Raw genomic sequence first — 16,203 nt, forward strand, 5'->3', positions numbered from 1 at the left:
GGTGAGGAATGTGGGTTGCAACTTTTTCCTCTTTTGGATATGGTACATGTATGCATTCCATACCATCTTCACTCGGAACCGAGCGAATCGGCAGGCTCTTGGTACGCCTATGCGTCCCTACCATTCTATCCCAGCTGATCAACGCACTTTACACCATAATAGACCGCATCTATATCGGCCACATTGCAGTGGACGGACCGCTTGCCTTAACCGGCATCGGCCTCAGCTTTCCCATCATCATGCTGCTCTCTGCATTCAGCATGCTTGTCGGCTCAGGAGGTGCCGTACACGCCTCGATCAAGCTAGGGCAGAACAAGATGGATGAGGCAAATCAGCTGCTCAACCAATCATTGGGAACACTCTTGCTGTTTTCCTGCATTCTCACCCTCTTTTTCCAGTGGCTCAAAGAACCCTTGCTGCTCCTCTTCGGAGCAAGTGCTAACACCTTGCCGTTCAGCTTGGACTATCTGGGCATCTATCTCTGGGGGACGCTGTTCGTCCTGATTTCCATGGGAATGAATCCCTTCATCACAGCCCAAGGCTTCAGCACAGTCAGCATGCTGACCATGCTGCTCGGCTCGGTGATAAACATCGTCCTCGACCCGATCTTCATCTTTGGCTTTGGCTTGGGAGTCAAGGGAGCCGCATATGCGACGGTGATAAGTCAAGCCGCCAGTGCTGTATGGGTCATATCGTTTTTGTCCTCAAAACGTTCCAGTCTCAAAATCTCACTGCCCAACCTACGGCCTACGCGAAAGATCATGCTTCCTGTCCTGGCTCTTGGCATATCTCCATTCTTCATGATGAGCACCGAAAGCCTGGTGAATATCGTGCTCAACTCCACACTCCAGCGAACCGGTGGCGACATCGCAGTGGGAGCCATGGCTATTCTCTCCTCGGTCATGATGTTCAGCCTTGCCCCGCTGCAAGGCCTCACCCAGGGGGGACAACCCATTCTTTCCTACAACTGGGGGGCGGGGAACAGCAAGCGGGTGCAACAAACCTTTACATACATCCTGCTTACGAGTGTGACTTTCACCACCATCGTATGCCTGGTGCTGGTCTTGGCTCCTGCCATGGTGGTCGGCTTGTTCACTAAAGACGAGATTCTGCTGGAAACAACAGCACGAGCGATGAGAATCTACAGTTCAGGCTTCTGGATTTTGGGGATACAGATTGCCTGCCAACAGGCATTCATTGCCTTTTCACAGGCAAAAATTTCCTTTTTCCTGGCCTTGCTGCGAAAAATCATACTCTTGATTCCCCTGGTTTTCCTGTTGGGCGGTTTGCTTGGCATGCAGGGAGTATTCATAGCTGAGCCGATCGCCGACATACTGGCAGGTCTTACAACCGCAACACTTTTCTTTTTGAACTTCAAGAAAATACTTTCCAAACACGCCGATGCCTGACAAGGAAGGACCACGCATACTGCATACAAATCTTTATGCAGGTTCTTTGCAAGCGGCTTGCGCGCTGAAGCTGGATATACTACGATGTGTCCACTATGGCTGACTATGATTTGTCTCCGAGGATGAAACGGCTGGTCTCCCTGATCAACAAGGTTGCAATTACCGATCCTGAAGGGCTGACTCCCAAACGCATCGAGGAACTGAACGATATATCGATTCCCAACAATATCCTGATACGCAAACTTCTTGGCAAGAGTGCGAGAAACATTGCGACCAAAACCTTCATCATTCCCGTCACCGATGGAATGGTTACCGGATATTTCTTTGAACGACAGGGTTCAAGAGGCATCAGCGACCTGACCCCCTTGATCATCTTCTACCATGGAGGAGGCTGGGTCTGGGGCAACATGGACCTGTACAACTTCCTCTGCGCACACCTTGCCGACATCACCGGGGCGGCGGTGCTCTCGGTCGACTACCGCCTGGCCCCGAAGTACAAGTTTCCCACTGCGGTTGAAGACTGTTATGACACCCTGCTGTGGGCTGCATCGGGCTGCAGATACTGGAAAACCAACCCCGACCGTATCTTCTTGGTGGGGGACAGCGCCGGGGGCAATCTTGCCGCCGTGGTAAGCCGACTGGCCCGAGACCGCAAGGGCCCGGCCATCGCCGGCCAGGTCCTGCTCTATCCGGTGACCGATGGACGCATGCGGACGCAGAGCTACGAGAAATACAAGGACTCCCCGACGCTGACCGACAAGCAGATGGCTTTTTTCATCAACAATTATCAACGCGAACCGAAGGACATCCTCAACCCCAGCTTCTCGCCGCTTTTGGGAAAGGACCACAGCAGGCTTCCCCAAACGCTGATCATCGGAGCGGAGTACGATCCGCTGCATGACGACGGCATGCTCTATGCCGACGCCCTTGCCTCGGCGGACACCCCGGTCAAATACCTGGAAGTGAAGAAAACCGTGCACGGTTTCATCAACTATCCCAAGGCTACAGGAACCGAGGAGACCGAGTGTGCGATCATCCAGTTCATCGGCGGCAGGCCGGTCGAGCAGGTAGCCCTTATCAGCCGAAAAGAGTGGGTGCGGGCACAAAAACGAGAACTGAAGAAAATCAAGAAACAAAGCAAGCATTTTGTGGATGCGCAGATAGGTTGAATTACTGCTGATTCTGCCTGACGAATCTTGGTAGACCGGACCCGGGCAGTCTAGTGCTTCAAAAAACCAAAGAATTTTGCTCGAGAGGCTTCTTACGCATATTCAGCGGGAATTTGCGGTTTCTCCGTATCCCCGAACACCGGGAGGATCAAGGAATACAATGCCTTTGCAAGCGAAGCGTGTCCCTCCTGGTCCATATGAAGCTGGTCGATCGGACTGCTTGTTGCCACCGTTGCAGCATCGAAGAAAAGTATATGTTGCTGTTCAGCCATGTTCCTGATGGGGTTTGCCAGACGCTTGCTCAACGCAGCGGAGCCTCTATCGAACGAAGCGAAAACGGAAGATTCAATATCGTCACCGATATGAATCGGGGAGATGACCAGAACCTGGGGAATAGGGTAACCAGGCCCGTAGGCATGGGTTTTCACCATGATAGCCAGCTTTTCCAAGCCCTTTGCTATAATGCGCTCATTGGCGCCGTTGAGGCTCTTGCAGTCATTAGTCCCCAGGCTGAGGATGACCAGGTCCAGCGGGCGGTGACTTTGCAGTGAGACCGGAAGGTACTCCAAACCGTTTTTCTTGGGTTCCAGCGGGTCGTCAAAAACCGTGGTACGGCCGCCGAGGCCTTCCTCTATGATGCGGTATGAACCGCCCAGCATTGAGCCAAGAAGACCAGTCCAGCGCTGGTCAATGTCCCACCTTCCCCCGCCGGGGTTGGTGCCGAAGGTATTGGAATCACCATAACAAAGAATTGTATGCATGATTGCAGTATAGCAAGAGACGGCTTTTAGCAGAAGTAGTTTGAATAAGTTTCCCTGATTGCCTGCACGCATACAACACAATACAGCGCACAAGAAGGCCAGTGATCGGGAACTATCACTGGCCCAAGGGAGATGTGTTGCAATCATCGTAGAAACTCCGGGTGCAATATTGGTTGCAACCAAACAAGAGGAAAACACCCATCAATGATGTAGAACAGGTATGTAGAAACCTTGGTGGGCACTGAAGTGAAGACTTCCCAATCGTGGTACCTCTTTCTTCCTCTTCATCATATCCCTTCCTAAGGGAAGGATACGCTGGATTGTCCGAAATTGTCAATAGAGCCATGACTATACTATTATCTTATATAATTTTATCGATTCATCATAGCACGATATTATTATTTTTCTTCCAGAAAGAATTACCTCTGTCAGAACAATTTATGAAAATTTTGGAAATTTTACAGGTTTTTTCATTTGTGAATAATATTGTCTATTAGCCATGTCACAACTTTTTATTCACTCTTTTTTTATCTACATATTGACGAAACAGGAAACCGACACTATAGTTGTTCTTGGCAATTATTGCCATAATTAAACATTTGGAGCCTTGCATGATCGACTTATGTGCAATCCGAAAGTTGCAGACTTCGCTTCGCAACTTCGAAGTCAAACTCAAAGAGCAGACCGGACTTTCATTCAATGATGCACTGTTGCTCTGTGCAGTCAACAAAGGAATCTTTGAACCGAGCGCCCTCGCAAAGGAGCTCGAACTCTCCCCTTCCCGCCTCACCCGCATTCTGGACAGCCTGGAAGCCAGGGCCCTCATCAAACGGACACTGAGCAGCATGGACCGAAGGAGCCTTACGGTATCCCTGACAGAAACAGGAAGAGAGATGGTCAAGGCCTATAGTTGCTCCGAACTTCATATTCCCGAAGAACTGTTATTCACCCAAGCCACCAAATAGGAGGACCTATGGCAAAATATCTCATTGTTGGAGGAGTCGCAGGAGGTGCAGGCACCGCCGCAAGACTCAGGAGAAGGGACGAGAACGCCCAAATCATCATGTTCGAGCGCGGACAGTACATCAGCTACGCGAACTGCGGACTCCCTTACTATGCGGGAAATGTCATCACCGAACGTTCCCGTCTGTTTGTGATGACTCCCGAACGCTTCATGGAATCACTGAATGTGGAAGCGAGGGTGCAAAGCGAAGTGATTTCGATCAATCGCAAGGCAAAAACCATCCGCGTGAGGGACTTGAAGAACCAGAGCGAATATGACGAGCGTTACGACACCCTCATCCTCTCTCCCGGAGCAAGTCCGGTACGTCCTCCCATCCCCGGCATCGAGCACAAGGCCATCTATTCGCTTAGATCCGTTTCAGACATCGACCAGATCAAAGAGAAAATCGACAGTCCCGCCACCAAACGCGCAGTGGTCGTCGGCGGCGGCTTCATCGGTCTGGAGATGGCCGAGAACTTGAAGGAGCGAGGACTCGAGGTAAGCGTGGTGGAAGCCCTCGAGCAGGTGATGAACATCATCGACTACGACTTGGCCGCCGAGGTGCAACAGCACCTCAGAGCGAAGGGAGTGAATCTGTACCTGAAGGACGGGGTGTCAGCCTTTGAGGACCATGACAGCATTGTCAGCGTCCGACTCTCCTCGGGCACCCTCATCGATGCAGATATCGTCATCCTCTCCATCGGTGTTCGCCCCGACACCGCCTTCCTCAAGCAATCGGGCATCGAGCTGGCCAAGAACGGGGCAATCAAGGTGGATGAGTTTTTCACCACCAACGACAAGGACATCAGGGCGGTTGGAGATGCCATCGAGTTTGCAAGCCCGCTGACAAAACTCGCCTGCACCGTTCCGTTGGCTGGTCCCGCCAACAAGCAGGCGCGCTTGTGCGCCGATGCCATCATCGACGGCAACAAGCGGCCGTATACAGGGACGATCGCCACGAGCATCGCCAAAATATTCGATATGACGGTAGCCTCAACCGGCCTCACGGAAAAGGGGCTCAAGGCTGCAGGCCTTCCCCATCGGACGGCAGTCACCCATGCAGGAAACCATGCCGGGTATTATCCCAACAGCCGTCAGCTCACCCTCAAGATTCTCTATCATCCAGAAAGCGGCAAGCTCTGGGGTGCGCAGTCGGTCGGATACGACGGAGTTGACAAGCGGATCGACGTCATCAGCGCCTTCATCGGAAAAGAAGGCACCGTCTACGATTTGGCGGAATTTGAGCAGGCTTATGCACCGCCCTTCTCCAGTGCAAAGGACCCGGTGAACATGGTCGGCTTCATCGCCGTCAACACCCTTGAGGGATTCAGTGACACCATCAATTGGGAGGAAGCGGAAGCAGGGCGCAAGAGTGGTGCTTTCATGCTCGATGTACGAACCGAGGAGGAGTATGAGCTTGGTGCAATCGAAGGGTCGGTCAATATTCCCCACACCATCCTGAGGCAGAAGCTGCTGATGGTTCCCACCGATCGGTTGGTCATCGTCTATTGCGCCATCGGCCTCAGGGGCTACCTTGCAGAACGGGTGCTCAGGCAAAACGGCTATACAAACGTACGCAACCTCACCGGTGGATACAAGACGTATGAGAGTGCGGTTCGTGAGCGATACCTGCTGGAAAACAAGGACAAGCTATCGGTCAAGGAGAGCGGTGGGGTCATCAACCACCTCAATGAGGACGGGTCGTTCCGCAAGCGGTCCGAGAACAAGATTCTCACCGTCGACGCCTGCGGCCTGCAGTGTCCCGGCCCGATCATCCGTCTCAAACGGGAGATCGACAACCTTGAGGAGGGGGACCGCATCGTCATCAAGGCCTCCGATCCCGGCTTCGGCCCCGATGTCCAGGCCTGGTGCAAGCTCACCGGCAATGAGCTGGTAAGCGTAAAGACCACCGACGGCATCATCGAGGCTGTAGTAGGCAAAGGCAATGCCAGTGTCTGCAACATGCCCGATTCAGCAGGAGAGAAACCTGCCATCTGCGATAGCGACAACGGTGCTACGATGATTGTTTTCTCCAATGACCTGGACAAGGCTCTTGCCTCATTCGTCCTTGCCAACGGGGCTGCCGCATCCGGCAAGTCGGTGACGATGTTCTTCACCTTCTGGGGGTTGTCGGTGCTTCGCAAAAAGGATGCCCCCAAAGTGAAGAAGGACTTCATGGGAACGATGTTCGGGGCCATGCTGCCCAAGGGCATGGACAACCTTGCCCTCTCTTCCATGAATATGGGAGGCATGGGGGCGAAGATGATGAAAGGCCGCATGAAAAAGAAACATGTCGACCAAGTAAAACAGATGTATGAGGATGCCCGCAAGAGCGGGGTTCGCATGGTAGCCTGCCAGATGTCCATGGATATCATGGGCATCACGGCTGAAGAACTGCTTGACGGCGTTGAAATCGGTGGCGTCGCTACCTACATGGGAGCTGCCAGCGAGAGCAAGATCAATCTGTTCATCTAATCAATAATGGGGTGGCCTCTGATCGTCGATCATGCCATCCCGATCTTCTTCGGCCAAGTCCGTTACGCGTTTTTCCAGTTTTTCCAGACGAGCGGTCAAGAGTGCGATCTCCTTGGCCTGATCTGTTACGACCTGGTCGAGAGTCACTATCGTCTCTTCTGCATAGGCTAGTTTCATCTCAAGCTTCGTAAGCCGTTCATCCATTGTTGTCGCTCCTTGTCCTGTATCTGTATCCTAGCATGAAAGAGACAGCTCGACAACTCGCCCCATTGTTGCAGAAGGTTTCTCGATTTGCACATTTAATGCTTGCCAGATACCCTTGTCGTGCTATACTGACATGTATTTTGTTGCAGAATGGTGCAAATAAGAGGAATTGTATGAAAGGTGAACGCGTTGCGCAACTGGAACTGTTGCTACATTCCCATCCAGAAGGACTCAGAAGAGCGGATATAGCACGTCGATTGGGAGTCCATCGCTCGACCATCAGCAGGTATGTGGATGAACTGAAACAATACATCGACATCTATGAGGAGAACAGCCTCATCAAGATCAAGAACCGCGAGGAGGATGAGAGCATCGCCCTCAGCGTGTATGAGAGTCTGGCCTTCAACCTCTCCGCCGAAATGCTTGCAAACAGCACCGAGTTTCAGAACCCCCACCTGGCTTCCGGCTTGAGAAAAATCGCCATGAACATGCGGTCCTACGCACCGAAGATCAGCGAGAATGTCATCGGCCTGGCCGAGCAGATCGACAAGCAGCTGCAGGAGAAGAAGGAGAGCAGCAAGTTCAATACCATTCTTGAAGTGCTCATTGACAGCTGGGTGTCGGGACGCATCGTACGCATCGTACAAAGCCTCAAAGGATTCGACCCGATCGAGACCGAACTCGCCCCTTACTTCATCGGATTTCGGGAAGAAGATAGCGGCGGCAGACACCCGATCAGTGTCACCGGACGCCTTCGGCACACCACCGAGATTGTCACCATCGATATCAGTACCATCACAAGCGCCACCATTCTCAACGAAACCTATACGATTCCCGACAACCTCAAACCTTTCAAGTTCCCCGAATCCAAGGAGCGCTATGAGAGCATCGATATGATTCCTCTCAGCCTGAAGCTCAAGGAGCGTTCCGCTATGAACGTCTTCAGGTCGGTGGTGCATGGAACTCCGGTTTTCGAAAAGCAGAACGATGGAACATTGGTCTGCAACATGGATGTCGAGAACTCCATCGAGTTGTATCTGCGCATCATCCAATGCGGAGATTCGGTGGAAATATTGGGCCCTGAGAGCTTCAGAAAGAAATTCTGCAAAATGCTTACCAAGATCCTGGCTTTGTACCAATAATATTTTTCTTGCCGCTTGGCTTGAATATCGCTATGCTTCAGATGTAGGAGGAAACGACAATGAAAGAGTATGAATGCGATCTTTGCGGGTATGTATACGACCCGACAGTTGGTGATCCCGACAACGGAATCAAACCAGGAACAGCCTTTGAAGACCTTCCAGAAGATTGGGTATGCCCTCTCTGCGGGGCTCCTAAGTCTGACTTTTCACCGCGCGACTAACAAGGGTTGCGGTTCACAAGACGGGGATGGCACGGCCTTCCCCGTTTTTTAGGTCCAAGGAGCAGCTATGCAGTTCAGGACAATGAGGAGAAGCAGGCAGCTGCTATCCAAAGAAGAAAGCGAAGCAGTACTGAAGCGGGGCAGCCATGGAGTACTTGCCTGTCTCGGAGACGGGGATTACCCCTATGCAGTTCCGCTGAACTACGTGTACTACGAGGAAAAGATTTTTCTCCACTCTGCACGGGAAGGCCATAAGGTTGATGCAATACTCCGACACCCCAAAGTATGTTTCACTGTTGTTGATGAGGACACCATTGTCGCAGCACAGTATACCTCCTACTTTCGCAGCGTGATTGTCTATGGAAAAGCAACGCCTGTCGAAGGGCTGCTTTGGGAGAAGGCCTTCCTTGCCATGGCTGACAAGTACTGCGCCTCCCAGCCGGTTGCACAGCGTATCGAGAAGACCAAAGCCTGCAGCCAGACACTAGGCATTGTCATCGAGATCGAGCATTGCACCGGAAAAGAAGCCATCGAGTTCGTACAGGCCAAGACTGATACTGCTTTGGTACCCTAGTCAGAAGGCTTTTCAGACAAAGAATTCAAAGCACACAAGAGAGCCCCTCTTTTTCACACGATTGCAAAACTTCGTGGTACATTGACCTCATAATGGAGGAAACACCAAGCTATGTTGCGAGCAATTGAAGAAAGAAGAGCGTATCGAGCCCTCGATACAAAACCCATTGAAAAAGAAGTGCTGGTACGTCTCGCCGAGGCTGCCCATACCGCCCCTTCATCCATGAACAACCAACCTTGGCGGTACATCACCGTAACCGACCAGGCAATCCTTTCCAAGGTCAAGGAGACCCTGTCTCCGGGCAACTACTGGGCGAAGAAGGCCCCCGCCATCGTGGCGGTGGTCACCAACAATGCTTGGGGCATGTCCCTGGGCGACCGCCATTATGCCCCTTTCGAACTGGGCATGGCCACCATGGCGTATCAGATCCAAGCCGTCAGTGAAGGCCTATACGTCCACCCCATAGCCGGCTTCAATGCCGACGAGGCGAAGAAGGTGCTGGGAATCGCTGAAGGCGATACGCTTATGATCATGCTGGTACTCGGCTATCCGGGATCGGACTTTGAACTGAGTGCAAAGCACAAAGAGAGCGAGAAGTGCGATCGGATCCGCATGGATTTGGACAAGGTGCATGCGTTCAACACCTGGAACGAAAGCCTGCGGCCACAGGCAAAGTAGGGAGTATCGACGGTTACTGCAGATGGACGATTTCCTGCTCTATGACCTCTTTCAGCCGCTCTTCCTCGGTTACAATCATCTCACTTTCCTTCAGGAAGCTGCTTCCGATCATGGAAGCAGCCAACAAGGCTGCAAGGGTTGAGAGGACCATCGGGGAGTACTCATCCGTTGCCACCAGACTGATGAGCAGGATTACGGCACAAGAGGCCTGGCTGAAGAGCAGGAGCAAACCTTGGATGACCTCTTCGCTGATGCCGATGCCCAGCTCTGCAGCATACTGGCTGCCGATGGGTATGGAAGCAAGGAGCGACAGGCCTACGATGGAAGCCCCGATCAGGGCGATGGCCTCGCTGGAAAGCAGGACAGCACCGATTTGCTGGCAGAAAACCAGCAAGAGGATTCCGGGAATCGAGCAAACGTTGCAAAACACAAAGAACAGCTTCCGCTTTCGATAGCGGTCCGAGAGGGCCGGCAGTACTATGGCTCCCACCATGCCGCCTGCAAACATGGCGATTCCCAAGAAACCGGAGGAGTCGTCAAACCCCAGCAGCGCACTGATCTCGTCGACCTTGATGAAGAGTGTCATAAGAACACCCCACCCGATGGAGAAGATGATCATCAAGCCCCTGAGTGAGGAGTTCTGGTTCATAATCTTGAACGAGGTCCGAAAGCTCTGACTCTTCGGCACCTGCAGGGTGGAGGACGGCGTCGGGGGATTATCCTTGATCAGGAATGCCGGAATCAGGGCGAGGACCGAGCTTGCAACAGCATAGATGCTCATCATCCGCTCAAAGCCCTGTCCCCAGGCCGGATCATTTGCACGGGTCACCACCAGCATGGGGGAGACTATCATCACGACTGCCAGCGAAAGGTATTGGCTTGCTGATGTGATGCCGACAGCCATGCCTCGTTCCCGGATGGGAAACCAACGCGCGACAATTTCCGTGATGCTGGTAAGTACCAAGGCCTGGCCCAGGGCCAGAAAGAACTGGCCGAACAGGACTGCCGAAAGACTTGCAACGTAGAGCCATTTCGTCATTGATCCAAAGACAATGAGGCCGCTTGCAATCCAGACGGCCCAGCGCGGGCCCAATTTGTGCAACAGATAGGAGGAGGGAATGCTCGCCACCACGAAGACCAGTAGATAGGTCAGGGAGAGCAAGTCCACCGGAGAAGCATACCGCAATGACAGCTGTCCTTGATAGTAGCGGTTGGCGACCCTGCCAACCGGTGCAAGGTTCAACCACTGTATCTCGACTGAGAAAATCAGCAGCACGAGACACAGAAGAATCAAGTATCGATATCGGTAGGCTTTCACACTCTTCATAGTTACAGGATATACGATACACAGTGATTTGTATATCTTCTCTGGAAGAAGAGCGGACTTTGTCCTATACTCCACGCATGCATGAAACCTTACAGCTCTTGAACAATCGTCGATCGGTACGCAGCTTTGAGGACCGAATAATCGAACCGGAAGCCGTCATCCAGCTCAAGGAAGCGACCTTGCGTGCCCCCACCGCCGGCAATATGGCCCTCTATTCCATAGTCGAGGTCCATGATTCTTCCAAGAAAGAGAAGCTTGCCAAAATCTGCGACGAGCAGAGCATGATCGAGAAAGCACCCTTGGTCTGGGTTTTCCTTGCCGACATGCAGAAGTGGGTCAATTACTTCTACGAAAGCGGCGCAGTAGACAGGGCTGCGAAGGCAAACCTCGCCTCCTTCAGGAAGCCCGGACTGGGAGATCTGCACCTCTGCCTGCAGGATGCCGTCATCGCAGCCCAGAATGCCGTGGTTGCCGCCGAGGCCCTGGGTATCGGCTCCTGTTACATCGGTGATGTCATCGAGCATTTTGAACAACTGAGGGAACTGCTTGAGCTCAAGCAGTACACCATTCCCGCCTGCATGCTCATTTTCGGATACCCCAAGGCCAAAGGTCCGGTCAGGCTGACCCCCCGATGTCCCCAGGACACCATATTCATGCAGGACCGCTACATGGAGCCCCACCTCGAGCAAATGGAAAGAGCCTACAGTGTCCATGAAGAGGATCGGCGCAGAAGCCAATCCCTGCCCTACCAGAATACCGGCACCCTTGCCGACTACTACTATCTGAGAAAACATACCTCCTCCTTTATGGAGGAGATGAACCGCTCTACCACGGTTATGTTTGATTGGTGGTGCAAAGGGTAATTTTCTTGCGTCCTTGAGCCTTTGCCACTACCATATACCCTATGCCGTATACGATTCTTTTGGTTGATGATGAGACAGCAGTACGTGAAGGGATTCGCAGCCGCACCCCGTGGGAGCGGTATGGCTTTTGCGTAGTGGGTGAAGCCGGCAACGGCATCGAAGCCTTGGAGATGGTAGAGGAGCTGCATCCCGATGTCGTAATCACCGATATCAGGATGCCTTACCTCGATGGAATCGAGTTGATCCAGAAAATCCGCCTCACGCATCCGACCACAACCTTGGTCATACTCAGCGGGTATGACGAATTCACCTATGCCCAGCAGGCGATGCGCTACGATGTCAGTGAATATGTACTCAAGCCGGTTTCGGTGGAAGACTTGTGCAATCTGCTCAAGCGCCTGGGAAAGCATCTGGATGAGGAGATCAAGCGCATCCAGGACCAGGACAGGCTTAATCAGGCGTACCAGCAGGCCCTTCCGCTCATCAGGGAGAAGTTCCTGGTATCGCTGCTGACTGCAGTGCACCCTGCCTCCGATGCTGCCTTGCTTGCAAAAGCGGCGGAGTACGGCTTCAATCTGAACAAGGATGAATTCATGGTTGCCGTTATCGAGACCGATCATGTGATGGATGACCCCTTGCAATCGATGGCCATGTTTGAGATTGTTGAACAGGTAGTGAAAAAGGACGACGGAGTGTTGCTCTTCCAATTCGAAAACCAGATTGTCATTATTTTCAGCTCCCAAAGCCATGGCCAGGATCATTACGATTCAGTGTTCCGCAAACAGACATACCGCAAAGCCGAGCAGCTGCAGGCATACCTGCAGAAGTACTCCTTCCAGGCTGTCCTCGGAGTAGGAAACCTCGTACACTCCCCTTCGGCCATCAAGCAGTCATATCATCAGGCGCTGACAGCCCTCAACTATAGTTCCTGTTACCCTGAGCAATCGCTCCTGTTCATCAGTGACTTGGAGAAGCTGCCGGTCGAGGAGCATCAACAACAATTGGAGGAGTTGAAGGCAAATGTACTGGTTGCTGTGAAGATGGGCAGTGAGGAGCAGGTGACCGAGGCGGTGAATCAACTGCTCGGCGAGCAGCTTGCCTCCCTGAACCTGGAACAACTGCAGACATTGCTGTTGGAACTGGCTTTTCTCCTTCAAGACCTTACCCATTCATACGGGCATACCCTCTTTTCTGTGGTTGATGGAGAGGGAAGAAACCTCTTCTCCGAGCTTGCAACCCTCTCAACGTTGGGGAAGGCCAGGCGTTACTTCATCCGCCTTTGCCTTCTGGTGCGGCAATTGATTGCCGGACAGAGGGCTCAGTCGCATATCCAATTCATCGGTCAGGCCAAGGCCTTGATCGCAAAGCACTTCACTGAATCCGGATTTGGACTGGAAGAAATTTGTGAAATGATTGGGGTAAGCCCTTCATATTTCAGTTCCACCTTCAAGAAGGAGGTTGGCGTCAGCTTTGTACAGTACTTGACGGCTCTGAGAATGGACAGGGCGAAGGATCTGCTCATCAAGACCGAGGGCAAGACCTACGAGATCGCACAGGCGGTCGGGTTTGCAGAGCCGAACTACTTCAGCTTCTGTTTCAAGCGGCATGTCGGCCTCTCTCCCTCCCAATTCAGACAGAGAAACCGATGAGAAAGCCGGATCACCCCCACTCCATCAAAACCATTCTCACCTTTGCCATCGCGTTCGTCTCCCTCTCCGTCACCTTGCTTATCTCGGCAATCCTGTACAGCCAGTTTTCTTCCACCATCCGGGAGAACGCCACCGTCTCAACAAGGGAAATCGTCAGACAGGTAAACGCCAACCTCAACTACTATACCAACGATATTCTTACCATCGCCGGCTACGCCCGCGACCTTGCCAAGCAGACCAACGAACTCTCTCGAACCGAAATCGAGAAGAGGCTCTCCTCGATCGTCGACAGCCGCCAGGATATCGTCTGTCTGCTTCTGTTTGACTTGGAGGGCAATGTACTGCTCTCCACCACCGATGCCCCGAGAAGGGAGGCGACTGAGATAGCAAAGCAGACATGGTTCACCAGGGCTTTGGGTGGTGAGGGTAACTTCTATTTCACCGGCCCGCATGTCCAGCAGCTCTTCACTTCAAGCTATCCGTGGGTCATCACATACAGCCAGCAGATCAGCTACACCAATGAGGAGGGGGAGCTGAGCCAAGGTCTTTTGCTGATCGACATGAACTTCAGGACGGTCAGTGAACTGAGCCAAAGCGCGAAGCTTGGGGCGACAGGGTACGTATATTTCATCGACAACAACGGCAAGATCGTGTACCACCCGTACCAGCAATTGATCAACTCCGATTTGTTCAACGAGGACCTCGACTCCGCCCAGGAGTATATTTTCGGTACGTTCACCAACACCTTCGAGGGAAGGCAGCGACTTGTCATCATCGATACGGTCAACAACGCACGTTGGCGAATTGTCGGGGTGGCATTCATGGACGAGCTGATGGCCGGTCTCGATCAGTACACCACCATCATGCTTATCGTCCTGGGATTCTGCATTGTCATCACCATTGTTCTGGCACGTATGGTTTCGGCGTACATAAGCCGACCGATCAGGGAGCTCGACCGATTGATGAACAGCGTGGAACGCGGAGACTTCTCCGCTCCGCCGACAGTGGGAGGCAACCAAGAGGTTGCTGCCTTGTCCCAGACCTTTGCAGTGATGGTCAAACGCATCCGGCAGCTGATGGATGATATTGTCACCAGCCAGGAGATGAAACGCAAGTTCGAACTTGATGCACTGCAGGCAAAAATCAACCCACACTTCCTGTACAACACCCTCGATTCCGTTGTCTGGATGGCAGAGCAGAACGATACCGAGGGAGTGATCAGGATGATCACCGCCCTGGCAAAGCTCTTCCGCATCTCCATCAGCAAGGGTCGGGACATCATCACCCTTGCCGAGGAGCTTGAGCATGTCCGCAACTACTTGATCATCCAGCAGATCCGCTACCAGGACAAGTTTGAGTTCTCCATCACCTTGGAAGAGGGTATGGAGAATCTGCCGACGATCAAGCTCATCATCCAGCCGATTGTGGAGAATGCAATCTACCACGGGATCAAGTATCTGCAGGAGATGGGTCATATCGATATCAAGGTGTTCAGGAGAAAACCCGGGGCCGTGGTCATCGAGGTGCGTGACAACGGGGTGGGGATGGATGAACAGAAACTGGCCACCATCCTCAGCTTCGACGGACAACACCCCAAGGGTGCGGGAATCGGGGTGAGGAACGTCCATCAGCGCATCCAGCTCTATTACGGTTCCGATTATGGCCTGGAACTTTCCAGTGAGCTCGATGTTGGGACGCTGGTCCGGCTGGTTATCCCCGAACAGAGTCCAATCCAACCGATCAAGGTGGTGCAATCATGAAGAAAGGCATCCTGATTCTCCTACTGCTATCCCTTCTCGCAGGCTGCTCGAACAAGAAGAGTGAAGCCACTACCTCCTATCGGATCGCCGTCATCACCATGATGCAGGGAGGCGAATTCTGGGGGTCCCTGAAGAACGGTGCCCGTAGTGCCCGCAGCTCCACCGGCGCGGTCCTTGAGTTCCTTGCTCCGGTGAATGAATCCGACTACGAGGGACAAATCAGTGCCGTCCAAAGGGCCATAGACCAGCGTTTTGATGCGATAGTACTCTCACCAAGCCATTATTCACGGCTCGAGGATGTGGTTGCCAAAGCACGGAGCGCAGGCATCAAGGTGGTGCTCGCCGATACCGCACTACGCAACCAGACCGCGGATTTTTTGATCACCACCGATTACAGACAGATCGGCAAGGCGATGGCCGAACATGCCTTCACCCATTTTTCCGAGGGTGAGCCGATCAATGCCCTGGTCATCGGGTCCATGCCGAACACCACCAGCATGACCAATCTGGTGGAGTCCCTGGTGCAAACCTTCTCAGAGCGGACCAATGCAAGAATTGTGAGTGCAACCTACAGTTTCACCAATGAGACAATCGCTCGTGATATTACGCGCAATGCTTTGGAAAGCGATCCTTCAATCAATTTGGTCTTTGCCTTGGAAGAGTATACCGCCCATGGGGTGGCCAATGCACTGGGAGACTCGTCGGATATCCATTTCATTGCATTTGGAACAACACAGTTTGAAATCCAGCTTTTGGAGAAGGGAGTAATCGATGCCTTGGTGGTGGTAAACTCCTTCAACCTCGGCTATCGCTCGGTGATGGCTGCCATCGATCTGCTCAACGGCAACAAGCCCGTCCAAAAACTTGTTGACTTCGACCTGGTAACCAAAGAATCGATGTTCAGCGAGGAGCATCAGAGGTTGTTGTTCCAGACGTTCCAGTGAAATCGAGGCAGAATCAAGAGCTGC

15 protein-coding genes are annotated in these 16,203 nt (G+C 52.8%); 12 read left to right on the forward strand and 3 right to left on the reverse strand.

Features of this window, described 5'->3' with window-relative positions; genetic code table 11:
• The first annotated feature begins 50 nt into the window (after positions 1-50).
• Positions 51-1,409, forward strand: a complete 1,359-nt coding sequence (locus B3K89_RS08450) for an MATE family efflux transporter (protein ID WP_293892346.1) — start codon at positions 51-53, stop codon at positions 1,407-1,409.
• Positions 1,410-1,504: 95 nt separating this feature from the next.
• Entirely contained in the window at positions 1,505-2,578 is a 1,074-nt protein-coding gene (locus B3K89_RS08455) for an alpha/beta hydrolase (protein ID WP_293892343.1), read from the forward strand.
• Positions 2,579-2,670: 92 nt separating this feature from the next.
• Here the strand turns inward: B3K89_RS08455 and B3K89_RS08460 are convergent, their stop codons facing one another.
• Positions 2,671-3,339 carry an SGNH/GDSL hydrolase family protein gene (locus tag B3K89_RS08460; protein ID WP_345907278.1) on the reverse strand — a complete coding sequence of 223 codons (669 nt, stop codon included), beginning with the start codon at positions 3,337-3,339 and terminating at the stop codon, positions 2,671-2,673.
• Between the two features lie 611 nt (positions 3,340-3,950).
• Here B3K89_RS08460 and B3K89_RS08465 point away from each other — a divergent pair.
• Positions 3,951-4,304, forward strand: coding sequence for a MarR family winged helix-turn-helix transcriptional regulator (locus tag B3K89_RS08465; protein WP_293895865.1), 354 nt, complete (start codon positions 3,951-3,953; stop codon positions 4,302-4,304).
• Positions 4,305-4,312: 8 nt separating this feature from the next.
• Positions 4,313-6,817 carry an FAD-dependent oxidoreductase gene (locus B3K89_RS08470; protein ID WP_293895862.1) on the forward strand — a complete coding sequence of 835 codons (2,505 nt, stop codon included), beginning with the start codon at positions 4,313-4,315 and terminating at the stop codon, positions 6,815-6,817.
• On the opposite strand, the gene B3K89_RS08475 is transcribed toward B3K89_RS08470, so the two are convergent.
• Positions 6,818-7,021, reverse strand: a complete 204-nt coding sequence (locus B3K89_RS08475; protein WP_293895859.1) for a SlyX family protein — start codon at positions 7,019-7,021, stop codon at positions 6,818-6,820.
• Between the two features lie 173 nt (positions 7,022-7,194).
• Here B3K89_RS08475 and B3K89_RS08480 point away from each other — a divergent pair, with 173 nt between their 5' ends.
• The 4 genes from B3K89_RS08480 to B3K89_RS08495 all read left to right on the forward strand — a co-directional run bounded on the left by B3K89_RS08480 (position 7,195) and on the right by B3K89_RS08495 (position 9,636).
• On the forward strand, positions 7,195-8,163 hold the full coding sequence (locus B3K89_RS08480; protein WP_293895856.1) for a helix-turn-helix transcriptional regulator: 969 nt from the start codon (positions 7,195-7,197) through the stop codon (positions 8,161-8,163).
• 59 nt (positions 8,164-8,222) lie between these two features.
• On the forward strand, positions 8,223-8,384 hold the full coding sequence (gene rd / locus B3K89_RS08485) for a rubredoxin (RefSeq protein WP_013605781.1): 162 nt from the start codon (positions 8,223-8,225) through the stop codon (positions 8,382-8,384).
• 67 nt (positions 8,385-8,451) lie between these two features.
• Positions 8,452-8,958, forward strand: coding sequence for a pyridoxamine 5'-phosphate oxidase family protein (locus B3K89_RS08490; protein ID WP_293895848.1), 507 nt, complete (start codon positions 8,452-8,454; stop codon positions 8,956-8,958).
• A gap of 111 nt (positions 8,959-9,069) precedes the next feature.
• On the forward strand, positions 9,070-9,636 hold the full coding sequence (locus B3K89_RS08495; RefSeq protein ID WP_293895845.1) for a nitroreductase family protein: 567 nt from the start codon (positions 9,070-9,072) through the stop codon (positions 9,634-9,636).
• A gap of 13 nt (positions 9,637-9,649) precedes the next feature.
• Here the strand turns inward: B3K89_RS08495 and B3K89_RS08500 are convergent, their stop codons facing one another.
• Positions 9,650-10,963, reverse strand: a complete 1,314-nt coding sequence (locus tag B3K89_RS08500) for an MFS transporter (protein WP_293895842.1) — start codon at positions 10,961-10,963, stop codon at positions 9,650-9,652.
• A gap of 77 nt (positions 10,964-11,040) precedes the next feature.
• Between B3K89_RS08500 and B3K89_RS08505 the strand changes: the two genes are divergently transcribed.
• From B3K89_RS08505 to B3K89_RS08520, 4 genes are read left to right on the forward strand one after another with little or no spacing between them, the layout of a single operon-like run.
• On the forward strand, positions 11,041-11,826 hold the full coding sequence (locus B3K89_RS08505; RefSeq protein ID WP_293895839.1) for a nitroreductase family protein: 786 nt from the start codon (positions 11,041-11,043) through the stop codon (positions 11,824-11,826).
• Positions 11,827-11,867: 41 nt separating this feature from the next.
• The gene (locus tag B3K89_RS08510) at positions 11,868-13,475 is read left to right on the forward strand and encodes a response regulator (protein ID WP_293895836.1); all 1,608 of its coding nucleotides are present in this window, start codon (positions 11,868-11,870) and stop codon (positions 13,473-13,475) included.
• Entirely contained in the window at positions 13,472-15,235 is a 1,764-nt protein-coding gene (locus tag B3K89_RS08515; protein ID WP_293895833.1) for a cache domain-containing sensor histidine kinase, read from the forward strand. The genes B3K89_RS08510 and B3K89_RS08515 overlap by 4 nt, the downstream gene beginning before the upstream one ends.
• Positions 15,232-16,179 carry a substrate-binding domain-containing protein gene (locus tag B3K89_RS08520; protein ID WP_293895830.1) on the forward strand — a complete coding sequence of 316 codons (948 nt, stop codon included), beginning with the start codon at positions 15,232-15,234 and terminating at the stop codon, positions 16,177-16,179. The genes B3K89_RS08515 and B3K89_RS08520 overlap by 4 nt, the downstream gene beginning before the upstream one ends.
• Positions 16,180-16,203 lie beyond the last annotated feature (24 nt).

It is taken from the genome of Sphaerochaeta sp. UBA5849 (assembly GCA_002432715.1).
In the GTDB taxonomy this organism is placed as follows: Bacteria; Spirochaetota; Spirochaetia; order Sphaerochaetales; family Sphaerochaetaceae; genus Sphaerochaeta.